Genomic DNA, 14,681 nt, shown 5'->3' with positions numbered 1-14,681 from the left:
ACGCACCACGTTCTCACCGTCCGTTCCGTGCGGGCAGCGATGTCCCAGCCACCAGAGGGTTATCCGGCGTGAAGATACTGTTCTACGATTGCTTCGCAGGCATGAGCGGCGACATGCATCTGGCCGCGCTGCTGTCACTTGGCGTGGAGCCCGACTACCTGCGGGCCGAGCTTTCGAAGCTGGGCCTGGACCACGAGTTCGAACTGCGGGTGACGCCCGACATGCGCAAGGGCATTGCCGGGCTGCGCGTGGACGTGGTGCTGGCGCACGAAGGCCCCGCTGAGGGGCAGGACTGCGGGCAGGGTGATGGGCATCATCACGCGCATGGGCATGCGCCCGACCAGCATGCGCATCATGACCATGGGCATCACCATGCGTACCACGAACATGGCGACAACCACCATGGTGATCACCACGACCACCACGATCATCACCATGGACACGATCACGCCCACGCGCACGACGCGGAACAGCATGCCGCGCACGATCATGCCCACGCGCACCATGCACATGACGAACATGCACAGGGAGAGCATGCCCACGGGCATCATCATGCCCACGCGCATGCGCATGACCATCACCACCCGCCGCATCGCAACCTGCCGGACATTGCGGCCATCATCACCGCCAGCACGCTGCCGGAGCAGGTGCAGCGCACCAGTCTGGCCATCTTCCGCAAGCTGGCCGAGGCCGAGGCCAAGGTGCACGGCAAGCCGGTGGACGAGGTGCATTTTCACGAGGTGGGCGCCACCGATTCCATCGTGGACATCGTGGGCGCGGCCATCTGCTACCATCGCCTTGGCGTGGACGCGGCCTGGGCCTCGCCCGTGGAGCTTGGCGGCGGCTTCGTGCGGTGCGCCCACGGGCTGATGCCCGTGCCCGCGCCAGCCACGGCAGAGCTTTTGTCGGGTATCCCCACCACGCGCGGGGCCACCCCGCATGAAACCACCACCCCCACGGGCGCGGCCATTCTGGCCACGCTGGTGAGCCGGTTCACCGCTGCGCCGCGCATGGCCGTGCAGCGTACCGGCTACGGCATCGGCCACCGCGATACCGAATTGCCCAACCTGCTGCGGGTGCATCTGGCCGAGGTGGACGCAACGCATGCCGGTCTGGCGGCTGGCGGGGCGTCTTCTGCGGCGTTCACCACCGCATCCGGGACAGCATCCCCGCTGCCCGTGGAACCCGCGCGCCTGCTGCAATGCAACATCGACGACATGACCGCCGAGCAACTGGCCGTGGCCATGGAGCAATTGATGGAAGCAGGCGCCATGGACGTGCATTTCACCCCCATCATGATGAAGAAAGGGCGGCCCGCCACCTGCGTTTCGCTGCTCTGTGCCCTGAGCGAGCAGGAACGCTTCGCCCGGTTGCTGTTCCGGCACACCACCACGCTGGGCATCAAGAGCGTGCCCATCGACAAGCTGGTGCTGGAAACGCGCTTCGAGCGGCTGGAAACCCCGCTGGGGCCGGTGACCATGAAGCTGGCCCTGCTGGACGGCGAAGTGCTGCGCGCCAAGCCGGAACTGGAAGACTGCAAGGCGCTGGCGCGCAAGCATTCCATCCCGCTGGCCGACGTGTATCTGGCTATCGGGAAGGCTCGCACTTAATACGACACGATTTTTGACAATGATACCGGCAGCGCCCGCGCGGCGCGCCGCATTGACGGACGACGACATGGACAGGACAGACGCCCTGCGGGACCTTTTGGAAGGCATCCGCGCGGGCACCATCGATGTGGACAAGGGCATGTCGCAACTGCGCGACCTGCCGTACCTTGAAATGGGCCACACCCGCTTCGACCTGCACCGCAAGCTGCGCAACGGTTTTCCCGAGGTGGTCTACGGTGCGGGCAAGACGCCCGAACAGGTGGCGGAGATTTTCACCCGGCTGCGCGGCCTCAGCCACGTGCTGGCGACCCGTGTTTCGCCGGAAATGGCGGAGCACGTGCTGGCCACCTGCCCGGAGGCCAGCTACAACGCCCTTGGCCGCACCCTGACCATGCTGCATGGTGAACTGACCTTCAAGCCCGGCGAAATCGGCATCATTACCGCTGGCACCTCCGACCTGCCCGTGGCCGAGGAAGCCCGCGTGACCTGCGAGATGCTGGGCAGCAAGGCGTGGGTCATCTCCGACGTGGGCGTGGCGGGCGTGCATCGCCTGTTCGACCGGCTGGACGAACTGCGCAAGGCCCGCGTGCTCATCGTGGTGGCGGGCATGGAAGGCGCGCTTACCAGTGTGGTGGGCGGCCTTGTCTCGCAGCCGCTCATCGCCGTTCCCACCTCGGTGGGCTACGGGGCCAACTTCGCCGGGCTGTCCGCGCTGCTGGGCATGCTTACCTCGTGCGCCAGCGGCATCACCGTGGTCAACATCGACAACGGGTTCGGCGCGGCCTGCGCCGCGTGCCGCATCAACAACCTGTTTGCGGAGTAGGCGAGGAGGGCTGGAAGCTTCCGGCGGGCAAGGGGCTAACGCCCCCTGCACCCCCGTATCGAGTTGGTTTTCAGTGGGTAATATATTCCCTATGTTGTTTGTCACGCTTGGCTTGCACCATGTGATGTTGCCTAAGCAGCAATAGTAGGATTTATTGATGGCCATCACCATGCTATTCTTCCTGAAAAATAAGGAGATATGCTATGGAGAGTGGATTGTTTGTAGTAATCGGTGCAGTGATTGGGGCGCTCCCCACGCTTATTATAGCAAAAATGAATGGCAATGCTCAAAACAGGCGGCAACTTAGGCAGCTTGCTCTTGAAATGGCACTTGAGGAACGGAGACAAATGATTGATGTCGCCAAGGAAGACTCTAGGCCATCTAGAATTCCACCGTTAAGTGCATTTTTACCTGTAGCGTATGAAAGCATTCAGAGATTCCTGTCCGGTGATACAAAAGTAATTGATTTTGAAAAAGCATATGCTGAAATACACAGGTTGGCATCAGAAAGTCAGGCGCAGGCTCAGAAGGCTTTTGATAAATAACGATGTAGCGTAATTAGGTGTTTCTCTGGACACCACTACTGCTAATCGTCAGGATGAGATAGTAAAATGAAAACAGCCCAGAACAGCGTTCTGGGCTGTTTTATACAGGGGTGCAGGGGGCATCGCCCCCTGCCCGCCGGAGGCGTACAAAAAACCTCCCCTCTAATCCACCCGGTAGTGGCAGCCCAGGCTCTGCTTGTTCCGCAGGGCCGCCATGGTCACCATGTACGCGGTCTGGCAACCGTGGAACAGGTCCACGAGGGGCTTGGAGAGCGGGGTGCGCTTGTAGAAGTCGTGCAGGTGGCGCGACAGGTCGCGCAGGTCTTCGAAGGCGCGTTGCAGGCGACTGCGGGTGCGGGTGATGCCCACGTAGTTCCACATGGTGTGGCGGATGGTGGCCCAGTCCTGCGCGATGAGGGCGGGGTCGTCGTTGCGTTCATCGCCGGAGGACTGCCAGTCGGGGATGGAGTCGCGCAGGCGCTTGCCAAGGCCGCGCTGCCCGCCGGAGCGCCTGGCGATGTCCTCTGCGGCGGTGCGGCCCCACAGCAGGGCTTCCAGCAGCGAGGTGGACGCCAGGCGGTTGGCCCCGTGCACGCCGGTGCAGCTGCATTCGCCCACGCTGTACAGCCGCTCCAGGGTGGTGCGGCCCGTCAGGTCGGTAAGGATGCCGCCGCAGAAATAGTGCGCGGCTGGCACCACGGGAATCAGGTCGCGCCGGATGTCGATGCCAAGCTCCATGCACCGCGCAAAAATGGTGGGAAAGCGCTCGGACGGGTCCTGTTCCATGTGGCGGGCGTCCAGGTACACGCATTCCTCGCCGTTGCGCAGCATTTCCTCCACGATGGACCGGGCCACGATGTCGCGCGGGGCCAGGTCGGCGCGCGGGTCGTAGCGTTCCATGAAGTGTTCGCCGCTGCCGTTCACCAGTCGCCCGCCCTCGCCGCGCATGGCCTCCGTGACCAGGAACCGGCGCGAACTGCGGTGCAGCAGGGCGGTGGGGTGAAACTGCACGTATTCCAGGTTTTCGGTGCGCACGAAGGCGCGGCTGGCCATGGCCACGCCAGACCCGATGCAGGCCGGGCTGTTGGTGGTGTGCAGGTACACCTGCCCGATGCCGCCGGTGGCCAGCACGGTGATGTCGGCAAGGATGGTCTCTACCCGGCGCAACTGCTCGTTGAAGACGTAGGCCCCCACGCACTGGTTGTTGAGCTGGTAGCGGAATTCGTTGTTGCGGGCGTGGTGGTGGCTGGTCAGCAGGTCGACGGCGGTGCGTTCCGACAGCACGCGGATGTTGGGCGCGGCGTCCACCGCCGCCATCAGCCCGTCCATGATGGCGCGACCGGTGTAGTCTGCGCAGTGCAGGATGCGGTGCGCGCCGTGGCCGCCTTCCATGGTCAGGTCCCATTCGCATTCGGGGGTGCGCCCTTTGGCAAAGGGAATGTGCAGCCGGTCCACAAGAATGTCCTGCACGGCCTTGGGGCCGTTGCGGGCGATGTGGCGCACGGCGCGCAGGTGGTTGTGGCGGTGCCCGGCGATGAGGATGTCGGTTTCTAGCTGGCGGGGGTCGTCGTCACCCGCGCGAAACACGATGCCGCCCTGGGCCAGGGCAGAGTTGCCGCTGTCCAGTTGCTGGCCGCTGTTGATGAGGGTCACTTCCATGCCCTTGTCGGCCAGGGTGAGGGCGGTGGTGCACCCGGCGATGCCCGAGCCGATGACCAGTACCGGAGTGTGCAGGCGGTAGGTGGAATTGTTCATGGCGCGTCCCTTGCGAAATGGCGGGCGTGAGGGGATGTGGTGCGGTGCTCGTGCGTCGGGCCTTGCAGTTGCCGGGGCATTCCCGGTGGCGCAGGGGACGGCTGGCGCGGGCGGGGAAAACTCTGGCCTGCCCGGTCAGTTGAGGGCAGGCAGGCCGGACGCGGGATGCTTGTCGGCCCGCGCGGCGCCCATATATCGGCGGGCATCGCGCGGGCCGCTGTTCATCTCTACGCCCGCTCAGGCACAGGCGTCCAGCATGCGTTGCAGGGCTGCCCTGGCGGGTTCGTGCAGGTCCATGGGCACCGTGACCGGGGTTTCCGTGCCCGCCGCCACGCCCTCCAGGGTACGCAGCAGCTTGGGTTCGGTCACGCGGGCCATGTGCGAACAGGCGCTTTCCAGCAGGGGCAGCACGGTCAGCCGCCCGGCATGCTGGCGGGCCAGCCGCCGCACGAGGTTGATTTCCGTGCCCACGATGACGGTGGAACCGTCCGGGGCATTTTCCGCAAAGCGGATGATGGTGGTGGTGGACCCGGCGGCGTCGGCGGCGTCGACCACCTCTGGCGAACATTCCGGATGCACCACGATGCGGCAGCCGGGGTGCGCGGCGCGGGCCGTTTCCATCTGGCGCAGGTTGAACCGGGCGTGGATGGCGCAGCAGCCGGGCCAGATCAGCAGTTCCGCCCGGCGGGCCTGGTCGGTCAGCACGTCTGCGCCGAAACTGGCGGCGCGCACGTCCAGCATGTGGCGCTTGGCGTCGGCAATGCCCAGCAGGTTCGCGGTGTTGCGGGCCAGATTCTTGTCCGGCAGAAACAGCACGGCGTCGCCCTGCTTGCGGGTCCATTCCAGCATGGTGCGCGCGTTGGCGGATGTGCACACGGCCCCGCCATGCCGCCCCACCACGGCTTTTACCGCCAGCGAGGTGTTCACGTAGGCCAGCGGCACCACCTTGCGGCCATCGGCCGAAAGGGCGCGCAGCACCGCGTCCACGCGTTCCGCCGGGGCCATCTGGGCCATGACGCAGTTGGCGGAATGCTCCGGCAGGTACACCTTCTGGCCGGGCCGCGCCAGCAGGGCGGCGGATTCGGCCATGAAGTACACCCCGCAGAACACGATGGCGGCGGCGTCCGTGTCGGCCACGCGGCGGGCCAGTTCCAGCGAGTCGCCGCGCAGGTCGGTGTGCCGGATGACCGATTCGTGCTGATAGTGATGACCCATGATGGTCAGGTTGGGGCCAAGCGCGGCGCGCAACGCGGCAATGCGCTCTTTCTGTGAGGGCTGTGCGGTCATGTCATGCCTTGCGTATGCGCATGCTGAAGTCCGCCACCGGGGCGGAGTGGGTAAGCCTGCCCACGGAGACGAAGTCAGGCCCGTGGGGAGATGCCTCGGCCAGTTGCCGCAGCGTTTCCAGGGTGACGCCGCCGCTGGCCTCGGTTTCGATGCCGGGGGGCACCAATGTAAGCGACTCGCGCAGGAGCGCAAGGTCCATGTTGTCCAGCATGATGCGGTCCACCTTGCTGGCCACGGCCTCGCGCACCTCGTCCAGGGTGCGGCATTCCACCTCGATGGGCGGGCAGGTCGCGTAGGCCGCGCGTAGCGCCGCCACGGCGGCGGTGATGGACCCGGCGGCGTCGATGTGGTTGTCCTTCAGCATCAGCATTTCGGCCAGGGTGCGGCGGTGGTTTTGCCCGCCGCCCACCAGTACTGCGTACTTTTCGGGAAAGCGCAACCCCGGCAGGGTTTTGCGCGTATCCAGCAGGCGGGTGGACGTGCCGTCCAGTTCGCGCGCGTAGCGGCGGGTAAGATTGGCGATGCCGGACAGGTGGCAGACGAAGTTCAGGATGACCCGTTCCGCCTTCAGCACTAGGCGCGCCGGACCTTCGATGTCGGCGGCGATGGAGCCGGGGGGCAGTTCGTCGCCGTCGGCGGTGTGGGGAGTCCACGTCCAGCCGCCCACCACCGGGCTTTCCAGCAGGGAGGCGCAACGTTCCATCACCAGCGGGGCAACGGGCAGCCCGGCCACCAGGGTCTGCTGCTTGGCCACGATCTGGGCGGCCAGCCGGTCCACGGGGCCGAACACGGCGTCGCTGGTCAGGTCCGGGCCGTCTTCCAGCAGGGCCAGGTCGATGGCGGCCAGCAGGTGTTCGCGGGGTTGGCCCGCAAAGAATGTGTCGAAATCCGGTACGGTATGCGATGACATGGATTGTGCCGTCACGGGCTAGATGGTACACGCAGGGTGCCCCGCGTCGGCCTGCGTCGCGGGGAGGTCTTTCGGTGCCGCACGGGGTGCGCCACTGTGCGCGCCACACGAGTTGTGCAGACGGGCCGCATGCCGTGTAGTTAGGAGGCTGCCCCGCTTTCGTCAAGCCAACGCCGCCGTGCCGCCACACGAAACGGGCATGTGGGGTGCATGCCCGAGAAAGCCCAGTGAGGCCGGTGAAGGCCGGTGAAGGCCGGGCGTTGCCGCACGGGCAGCCCCGTTTGGCAGTGCGGCCAGCCTGGCCAACTCGGCCAGTTCGGCCAGTTGGCCCCGTTCAGCCAGCCTGCCACATCCGGGCGGCTCGGCAGTTTTCGATTGCACAGGGTAACGGGCAGGGGGATTTCATGACCGGGCAGGAACACGAGCACGACCGCGAATGCGTGGACGGCGCCCCCCGCGACGAGGGGGACGCCTGCCGGACCATCGTGCTGCCCGAGGAGTGCCGCGACCCAGCCACGCCGGGTGAAGACGCCGAGTTTGCCCACCCCGCCGACGTTGCCGACCATCTGGAAAATCTTTCGCTGGAACGACAGGTGTGCGTGCTGCGCCACCTGCCCGCAGAGGACGCCGCCGAGGCCCTGGCCGAACTCGACGAGCACGTACGCGTCGACCTGCTGGAAAACCTCGACGCCGACGTGGCCGCCCAGATCCTGTCCGAAATGTCGCCCGACGACGCGGCGGACGTGCTGGACGAACTGGACGAGGACCACCGCGACGTCCTGCTGAGCAGCCTCGAAACCGAGGACGCCGAGGAAATCCGTCACCTCATGGCCTTTGACCCGGACACCGCGGGCGGGGTCATGAATACCGAGGTGATCATCCTCGACCACGGCCTGACCGCCGACCAGGCCATCCTGCAAATCCGCGCCGAGATCGAAGACAAGGAAATTCCCTACTACGCCTACGTGGTGGACGAGCAGGACCGCCTGGTGGGCGTGCTTTCGCTGCGCGACATCATGCTGTGCAAGCCCGGCACCAGGCTGCGGGACGAAGCCCGCGGCCAGGGCCTGATTTCCGTGCTGTTCGACCAGGACAAGGAAGAGGTGGCGCACCTGCTGGGCCACTACAACTTCATGGCCATGCCCGTGGTGGACTACGAGGGCCGCCTGCTGGGCGTGGTCACCCACGACGACATCATCGACATTATCCACGACGAAGCGTCCGAGGACATGCTGGGCATGGTGGGCGCAGGCACGGACGAAAGCGTGGATACGCCGTGGCACGAATCGGTGCTGAAGCGCCTGCCGTGGCTGGTCATCAACATGCTGAACTCTGCGGTGTCGGCGTCCGTCGTGTACATGTTCGAAGGGTCCATTGCCCAGATGGCGGTGCTGGCCGTGCTGATGCCCATGGTGGCCAACCAGGCGGGCAACACCGGGCAGCAGGCGCTGGCCGTGATGATCCGGCAACTGGCCGTCGAGCGGTTCGACCGGCGCAAGGCGTGGTGGGCCGTGCTGCGCGAGGCCAAGATAGGACTTTCCAGCGGTGCCATTGTCGCGCTGCTGGTACTGTGCGCGGTGTGGGCGTTTGCCGGGTCGTGGAAGCTGGCCACGGTGATGTCACTGGCGCTGCTGCTGGACATGCTGCTGGGCGCGCTGGCCGGGGCGTCCATTCCGCTCATCTTGCGGGCAGTCGGGCGCGACCCGGCGCAGGCGTCCAGCATCTTCCTGACCGCCATCACCGACGGCGCGGGTTTTTTCATCTTTCTGGGGCTGGCGACGCTGGTCCTGTTTTAGGGCGTGTCGCGTGGCTTCGGAGCGACGCCACGTATCCTTGGGCGTCCCTCCAACGTACTGAGAAAGAGAAACTCTATTGCAAATGAAGAAGGGCCGGTCCCCCATGGTGGGACCGGCCCTTGGCCATTCGGTGCGGCAGTCCGCCGTCGCGCGGGCTACAGGGTGAGCACCGAGGCGTCTATGAGTTCACGGCGCATTTCCAGAAAGCGCATGCCCGTCAGGTCGCGGGGGCGTGGCAGATCCACGGTGTAGGTGCGCTGCACCCGACCGGGCAGCTTGCCCTCGATGGTGACGATCCTGTCGGCCAGGAACAGCGCCTCGTCGGTGTTGTTGGTCACGAAGATGACGGTGCGCCTGTCGGTCTGCCAGATGCGTTCGGTTTCCTGTTCCATGAAGATGCGCGTCTGGGCGTCCAGTTGGCCGAAGGGCTCGTCCAGCAGCATCACCCGGGGCTTGTTGGCGTAGGCGCGGGCAATGCCCACGCGCTGCTTCATGCCGCCGGAAAGCTGATGCGGGTAGTGTTTCTCGAATCCGGAAAGCCCGACAAGGTCGATGTAGTGCATGGCGATGTCGCGGGCTTCCTCCTTGGACAGGCCGCACAGTTTCGGCCCCATTTCCACGTTGCCGAGCACGGTCTTCCACGGAAAGAGCATGTACCCCTGGAACACCAGTCCTCGGTCGGCCCCTGGCCCGGTCACCGGCTCGCCGTCCAGGGTGACGGTGCCGGTGGTGGGCGTTTCCAGCCCGGCGATGATGCGCAGAAGCGTGCTCTTGCCGCTCTGGCCGGGGCCGAGAATGACCACGAATTCGTTGGCCTGCACGTCGATGCTCACGTCCTCGAGCACCGGCACTTCCTGCGTGCCTTTCTGGATGAAGGTCTTGCTTACGTTGCGGCATTCGATCACGGCGTCGTCCCTTCCTTGCGGGTGTGCGGTTGCTGCGGACTGCGGGCGTGGAGCAGGGCGATCGGCTGAGCCGGATTGGGGTGGGCTACAGCCCGGCGATCTTGCGCTTCCACGGGCACAGCTTGCGTTCCAGCGCGGTGACCAGTAGCGTGGTGCCCCACGCCGCCGCCGCGATGACCGCCATGCCGCCGATGACCATGGCCGGTTGCGACAGGTTCATGCCCTGCACGATGATGTACCCCAGGCCCGAACGGGCGCTGACCAGTTCCGCCGCCAGCACGCAGGTCCAGGCGATGCTGAGCGATATCTGCAGCCCCGCGAAGATCGCCGGAAAAGAGGCCGGAAAACAGACGTGCAGGATTTCGTCGCGCCGCTTGCCGCCCAGCATGCGCACCACGTCGTACAGTTCCGGTTCCACCAGGCGCACGCCGTTGTATGCGTTGAGCAGGCAAGGCACGAAGGTGCCCAGCACGATGATGAACACCTTGGACGTTTCGCCGATGCCGAACCACAGGATGGAAATGGATATCCACGAAATGGGCGGCATGGGCTTCAGCAGGTCGAACAGGGGTTTCACGATGGCGTTGACGTAGCGGTTCAAGGCCATGAACAGGCCCAGCGGCACGGCGATGGCGGCGGCGATGGAAAAGCCCACCACCACGCGCTGGGTGCTGGCCCACACGTGGCCCCACAGGGTCAGTTCCGCCAGTTCCTCGCGGGTGAGCACCGCCAGTTGTTCCAGCACTTCGAGCGGGCGGGCCAGGGCGCTGCTGCCCCCGCCCAGCACGTTGGAGCGCGCCAGCCAGTCCCACAGCGAGAAAAAGGCCACGATGGACACGGTATGCAGGAACCAGCGGTTGGTGAGGATGCGGGTGAGGTTAAGCGGACCGCGGTCCACCACCTGTCCCACGGTCTCGTTGGCGATGGAAGAACTTGCGGCGCTGCATGTGGCTTCCTGCGACATGGTCTACCTCCTGATCCCGGCCAGCAGCCGCTTTTCCACCCTGTCGATGATCACGCCGATGAAGGCGCCGGTCAGCCCCACCATGAACATGCCCAGCACCACCATTTCGGGCAAGGCCAGCCGCCTGCCCATGGTGATCATGAACCCCAGGCCCGCGTCGGCGGCCAGCAGTTCTGCCGCCACAAGGTTGGTCCAGCAGCAGGCCAGCGCAATCTGCAATGCGCCGAAAACCATGGGCAGGGCGGAAGGGATGCACAGCTGCCGGAAAATCTGCCAGTCGCTGGCCCCGTAGGTGCGGGCCATCTGGATGAGCGTGGGGTTGGTCATCTTGACCCCCACGTAGGCGTTGATGACGCACGGAACCAGCCCCCCCAGCCAGATGATGAAGATCTTGCCGGGCAACCCGATGCCGAACCAGAAGATGGTCAGGGGTATCCACGCCACCGGGGGGATGGGGCGGATGATTTCGAAGATGGGCCGTGCAAGACCTTCGGCCACGTTGAACCAGCCCATGGCCAGCCCTAGCGGCAGCCCTACGGCCAGGGCCAGGAAATAGCCGCCGAAGGCTTCCTGGATGCTGACCCAGGCGTGCTGGTGCAGCAGTGCGCCGTCGGGGTCCACGTTGGTGAATTTGTCGAACAGCAGTTGCGTCACTGTGGTGGGCGCGGCCAGCATGGTATCCGGCACGACCCCGGTGCGCACGACTATTTCCCATGCGATGAAGAACGTGGCTACGCTGAGGATGGGCAGCACCTTCAGCGCCAACGGCGTTCTTACGACAACCTCGCGATATGCGGCCATGCATGCCTCCGGTGTCGGCGGGTGGGAAGGGGCGCCCGCCCCGCGCGGGGCGGGCGCTGCGTGGGTTGGTTTACTTCACGGTGGGCACGAGCTTCAGGAACTTGTCGGTGATGTAGTAGCCGGTCAGCAGCTTTTCGCCTTCTGCGGGCTTCAGCTTGCCGAGTTCGGTAAAGAACTTCACCAGGTCCTTCTGCCATGCATGCACCTGGCTTTCGCCGGTGGAGGCGTCGAACATCTTCAGCTGTTCCTGCAGGGTGAACACGGGGTGCAGTTCCAGGTCCATCTTTGCTTCTTCTTCGGTCATGTTCAGGCCGGCCCACTTGAGGAAGCGGGCGTATTCGGGGGCCAGCTTCACGCCCTGCGAGCGCAGCGCGTCGATGCCCTGAAAGTACACCTTGAGGAAGCGGGCCACTTCTTCCGGATTCTTGTCGCAGTATTCCTTGTCGCCGATGAGCACGATGGGCACGAAGCCGCCCGCCGTCTTGACGTCGGAGGCAACCTTCCAGCCCTTCTTGAGGCCGTTGTACATCTGCGGCGCCCACAGCACGACCGCGTCGCCGATGCCCTTTTCGAACGCGGCCACGCACTGGGCGGGGTCCATGTTCTTGATGATCACGTCCTTGTCGGTCAGGCCCAGGGCCTTCAGCCACAGGCTCATGGCGTAGTGGCCGGACGAGATGGTGGTGGCCAGGATGGTCTTGCCCTTGACGCTTTCAGGCGAGCCGAACACATCGGGATGCTTGGGGTTGAAGCCCTTGGTCTTCAGGATGGGGCTGTCCGGGCGCACCAGCACCGCGTTGGTCACCGATTCGTCGTTGGCAATGGCGATGAGGTAGGCGTTCTGGCGCAGCGCGCCGAACATCATGGGCACGCCGCCCGTACCGCCGACGACCCACTGTTTGGCGGGCAGGGCCTCTATCTGGGCCATGCCGGAATCGAACATGTGCAGCTTGAAGTCGAAACCGGCGGCCTTGTCCCAGCCCTGCTGCTTGGCATACCAGGGCACGAAGGTTTCGTGCTCTGCCTGCCACGTTGTGTTCAGGACCTTCACCTCGGCGGCGAAGGCCGTTGCCACCATGGCAAGAAGGGCCATCACGGCAGCCGCAAATCCAACCCAACGTTTCATCCGAAGCATGGTCAGACCTCCTTGAAGCAGGTTACGGTAGACTGTCTGGGCGTATGTTCTTGCCATTGCGTGTCCCCTTGCGGGGTTACCACCATCTGATGAGATCCGTGACGTGCTCGCGGATGCGTACGAATTCCGGATCCATGAAGTCGCGCGGGCGGGGCAGGTCCACCTTCACCTCCGCCTTGATGCGGGTGGGCTTGTTGGACAGCACAAGGATGCGCTCGGAAACGTAGACCGCTTCCTCGATGTTGTGGGTGATGAACAGCACCGTGCTTTGCAGCTTGCGCCACAGGTTCACCAGTTCGTCCTCCAGGTAGAACCGCAACTTCACGTCCAGCTGGCCGTAGGGCTCGTCCATCAGCAGCAGGTCCGGGTCCACGGCGAAGGCGCGCGAAACCGCGATGCGCTGCTGCATGCTGGCGGATATCTGGTTGGGGTACAGGTCGGCGCACTGGGTCAGCCCCACCAGGTCCAGGATATGGTCCAGGCGCTCGTCGATCTCCTTGCGGGGGCGTCCCTTGACCTCCATGCCGTAGGCCACGTTTTCGCGCACGGTGCGCCAGGGCAGGCAGGTGGGTTCCTGAAAGACGTAGGAGATGTTGTGCCGCTTGGGGTTGGCGGGGGTGCCGTCGATGAGGATCTGTCCGCTCGATGCGGGCAGCAGGCAGGACAGGGTGTTGAGAAAGGTGGTCTTTCCGCAGCCCGTGGGGCCGACGATGGCCACGAATTCGCCCTCTGCCACAGAGAAGGAGATATCGTTGAGCACCAGCAGTTCACCGAACCGCTTGGTAAGGTTGCACACTTCGATCTTGGTCCGTGGTCTGGCGGCGTCTTGCACGGGTACGCTCCATCGGCGGGGGGGCGACCGTTCATCCCTGTCGGTCCGGCAGGGGCCGGTGACGGGAAGGAACGGGCCGCCGCGTTGACAGGGGCGGCGGATTCCGCGTCGTCGTCCTGACTCCGGGGGCCGGGCGTACCCGGCCGCCCCCCGCGCGGAGGTCGGCCGAGCCCGGAACACCCCGTCTACAACATCTCTGCCGCCGGTACGTGCGGCAGCCCGAAGGCTTCCGCCACTGCCGGGTAGGTGATCTTGCCGTTCACCACGTTGAGGCCCTTGCGGATGTCCTCGTGGCGGCGGCAGGCTTCCTTCCAGCCCAGGTCGGCGATGGCCAGGGCATAGGGAAGGGTGGCGTTGGTCAGTGCGGCGGTGGATGTCATGGCCACAGCGCCGGGTATGTTGGCCACGCAGTAGTGGTTCACGCCGTCCACCACGTATACCGGCTCGGCATGGGTGGTGGGGCGCGAGGTTTCGAAGCAGCCGCCCTGGTCGATGGCCACGTCCACCAGGATCGCGCCCTTGCGCATCAGCTTCAGGTCTTCGCGGGTGACCAGGTGGGGCGTCTTGGCGCCGGGCACCAGCACCGCCCCGATGACCACGTCGGCCTGGGGCAGCAGCTTGCGGATGGCATAGGGGCCGGACATCATGGTGATGCAGTTGGCGGGCATCACGTCGCTGAGGTAGCGCAGCCGGTCCAGGTTCTTGTCCAGCAGGTACACCGTGGCGCCAAGGCCGCAGGCCATCTTGGCCGCGTTGATGCCCACGATGCCCCCGCCGATGACCACCACCACGGCAGGCTCCACGCCGGGCACCCCGCCCATCAGCTTGCCCATGCCCCCGGTGGGTATTTCCAGGTACTTGGCGGCCTGCTGGATGGCCATGCGGCCCGCCACCTCGGACATGGGCGTAAGCAGCGGCAGCGAACCGTCCGCCTTCTGGATGGTTTCGTAGGCGATGTTCACGTTGCGCGCGGCCACCAGGGCGTGGGTCTGTTCCTCGTCCGCGGCCAGATGCAGGTAGGTGAACAGTATCTGGTCCTTGCGCAGCAGCCCGTATTCCGAGGGCTGCGGTTCCTTGACGTGCATGACCATCTCACACTGGCTGAAGATGGTCCGCGCGTCGGTCATGGTCGCCCCGGCGGCCACGTATTCGGCATCGGCAAAGCCCGCGCCGATCCCCGCCCCGGTTTCCACCATCACCAGATGGCCATGGGCACGCATGGCGACCACGCCCGCTGGCGTCATGGCCACACGGTTTTCCAGCACCTTGATCTCTTTCAGAATGCCGACGTGCATGGGATGCTCCTGTGAGTGGTTGC

The 14,681-nt window shown here is 65.2% G+C and carries 13 protein-coding genes; 4 read left to right on the top strand and 9 right to left on the bottom strand.

The window, feature by feature from the left end; genetic code table 11:
• Positions 1–68 precede the first annotated feature (68 nt).
• The 3 genes from larC to DESTE_RS17845 all read left to right on the top strand — a co-directional run bounded on the left by larC (position 69) and on the right by DESTE_RS17845 (position 2,978).
• A complete protein-coding gene (gene larC / locus DESTE_RS02935) occupies positions 69–1,610 on the top strand; it encodes a nickel pincer cofactor biosynthesis protein LarC (RefSeq protein ID WP_035064817.1) in 1,542 nt (513 codons plus the stop codon).
• 67 nt (positions 1,611–1,677) lie between these two features.
• Entirely contained in the window at positions 1,678–2,433 is a 756-nt protein-coding gene (larB, locus tag DESTE_RS02930; protein ID WP_035064815.1) for a nickel pincer cofactor biosynthesis protein LarB, read from the top strand.
• A 203-nt stretch (positions 2,434–2,636) separates the two neighbouring features.
• Complete coding sequence (locus DESTE_RS17845; protein WP_156925245.1) at positions 2,637–2,978, top strand: hypothetical protein; 342 nt, start codon at positions 2,637–2,639, stop codon at positions 2,976–2,978.
• Positions 2,979–3,140: 162 nt separating this feature from the next.
• Here the strand turns inward: DESTE_RS17845 and nadB are convergent, their stop codons facing one another.
• The 3 genes from nadB to nadC all read right to left on the bottom strand — a co-directional run bounded on the left by nadB (position 3,141) and on the right by nadC (position 6,930).
• The gene (gene nadB / locus DESTE_RS02925; protein ID WP_035064813.1) at positions 3,141–4,733 is read right to left on the bottom strand and encodes an L-aspartate oxidase; all 1,593 of its coding nucleotides are present in this window, start codon (positions 4,731–4,733) and stop codon (positions 3,141–3,143) included.
• A 237-nt stretch (positions 4,734–4,970) separates the two neighbouring features.
• Positions 4,971–6,020 carry a quinolinate synthase gene (gene nadA / locus DESTE_RS02920; RefSeq protein ID WP_035064811.1) on the bottom strand — a complete coding sequence of 350 codons (1,050 nt, stop codon included), beginning with the start codon at positions 6,018–6,020 and terminating at the stop codon, positions 4,971–4,973.
• 1 nt (position 6,021) lies between these two features.
• On the bottom strand, positions 6,022–6,930 hold the full coding sequence (gene nadC, locus DESTE_RS02915; RefSeq protein ID WP_035064808.1) for a carboxylating nicotinate-nucleotide diphosphorylase: 909 nt from the start codon (positions 6,928–6,930) through the stop codon (positions 6,022–6,024).
• 404 nt (positions 6,931–7,334) lie between these two features.
• Between nadC and mgtE the strand changes: the two genes are divergently transcribed.
• Positions 7,335–8,726 (top strand): magnesium transporter, encoded by a 1,392-nt coding sequence (gene mgtE, locus DESTE_RS02910; RefSeq protein ID WP_035064806.1) that lies wholly within the window; start codon positions 7,335–7,337, stop codon positions 8,724–8,726.
• A gap of 155 nt (positions 8,727–8,881) precedes the next feature.
• Here the strand turns inward: mgtE and DESTE_RS02905 are convergent, their stop codons facing one another.
• From DESTE_RS02905 to ald, 6 genes are all read right to left on the bottom strand, one after another.
• Positions 8,882–9,631 carry an ABC transporter ATP-binding protein gene (locus DESTE_RS02905; RefSeq protein ID WP_035064804.1) on the bottom strand — a complete coding sequence of 250 codons (750 nt, stop codon included), beginning with the start codon at positions 9,629–9,631 and terminating at the stop codon, positions 8,882–8,884.
• Positions 9,632–9,716: 85 nt separating this feature from the next.
• A complete protein-coding gene (locus DESTE_RS02900) occupies positions 9,717–10,595 on the bottom strand; it encodes an ABC transporter permease (protein ID WP_035064801.1) in 879 nt (292 codons plus the stop codon).
• Between the two features lie 3 nt (positions 10,596–10,598).
• Positions 10,599–11,396 (bottom strand): ABC transporter permease, encoded by a 798-nt coding sequence (locus tag DESTE_RS02895; protein WP_035064798.1) that lies wholly within the window; start codon positions 11,394–11,396, stop codon positions 10,599–10,601.
• A gap of 70 nt (positions 11,397–11,466) precedes the next feature.
• Entirely contained in the window at positions 11,467–12,531 is a 1,065-nt protein-coding gene (locus tag DESTE_RS02890) for an ABC transporter substrate-binding protein (RefSeq protein ID WP_035064795.1), read from the bottom strand.
• 76 nt (positions 12,532–12,607) lie between these two features.
• On the bottom strand, positions 12,608–13,363 hold the full coding sequence (locus DESTE_RS02885; protein WP_035064793.1) for an ABC transporter ATP-binding protein: 756 nt from the start codon (positions 13,361–13,363) through the stop codon (positions 12,608–12,610).
• A 185-nt stretch (positions 13,364–13,548) separates the two neighbouring features.
• Positions 13,549–14,658 (bottom strand): alanine dehydrogenase, encoded by a 1,110-nt coding sequence (ald, locus tag DESTE_RS02880; protein ID WP_035064792.1) that lies wholly within the window; start codon positions 14,656–14,658, stop codon positions 13,549–13,551.
• Between the last annotated feature and the right edge of the window lie 23 nt (positions 14,659–14,681).

Source organism: Nitratidesulfovibrio termitidis HI1, assembly GCF_000504305.1.
GTDB classification, from domain to species: domain Bacteria; phylum Desulfobacterota; class Desulfovibrionia; order Desulfovibrionales; family Desulfovibrionaceae; genus Cupidesulfovibrio; species Cupidesulfovibrio termitidis.
The sequence above is the reverse complement of the archived record's forward strand: the minus strand, read 5'-3'. Positions and strand labels throughout refer to the sequence as shown.

Excerpts from the sequence above, each read along its gene's own strand:
- larB (WP_035064815.1), top strand. The coding sequence starts at position 1,678 with ATGGACAGGACAGACGCCCTGCGGGACCTTTTGGAAGGCATCCGCGCG.
- nadA (WP_035064811.1), bottom strand. The coding sequence starts at position 6,020 with ATGACCGCACAGCCCTCACAGAAAGAGCGCATTGCCGCGTTGCGCGCC.
- nadB (WP_035064813.1), bottom strand. The coding sequence starts at position 4,733 with ATGAACAATTCCACCTACCGCCTGCACACTCCGGTACTGGTCATCGGC.
- nadC (WP_035064808.1), bottom strand. The coding sequence starts at position 6,930 with ATGTCATCGCATACCGTACCGGATTTCGACACATTCTTTGCGGGCCAA.
- DESTE_RS17845 (WP_156925245.1), top strand. The coding sequence starts at position 2,637 with ATGGAGAGTGGATTGTTTGTAGTAATCGGTGCAGTGATTGGGGCGCTC.
- DESTE_RS02890 (WP_035064795.1), bottom strand. The coding sequence starts at position 12,531 with ATGCTTCGGATGAAACGTTGGGTTGGATTTGCGGCTGCCGTGATGGCC.
- mgtE (WP_035064806.1), top strand. The coding sequence starts at position 7,335 with ATGACCGGGCAGGAACACGAGCACGACCGCGAATGCGTGGACGGCGCC.
- DESTE_RS02895 (WP_035064798.1), bottom strand. The coding sequence starts at position 11,396 with ATGGCCGCATATCGCGAGGTTGTCGTAAGAACGCCGTTGGCGCTGAAG.
- ald (WP_035064792.1), bottom strand. The coding sequence starts at position 14,658 with ATGCACGTCGGCATTCTGAAAGAGATCAAGGTGCTGGAAAACCGTGTG.
- DESTE_RS02900 (WP_035064801.1), bottom strand. The coding sequence starts at position 10,595 with ATGTCGCAGGAAGCCACATGCAGCGCCGCAAGTTCTTCCATCGCCAAC.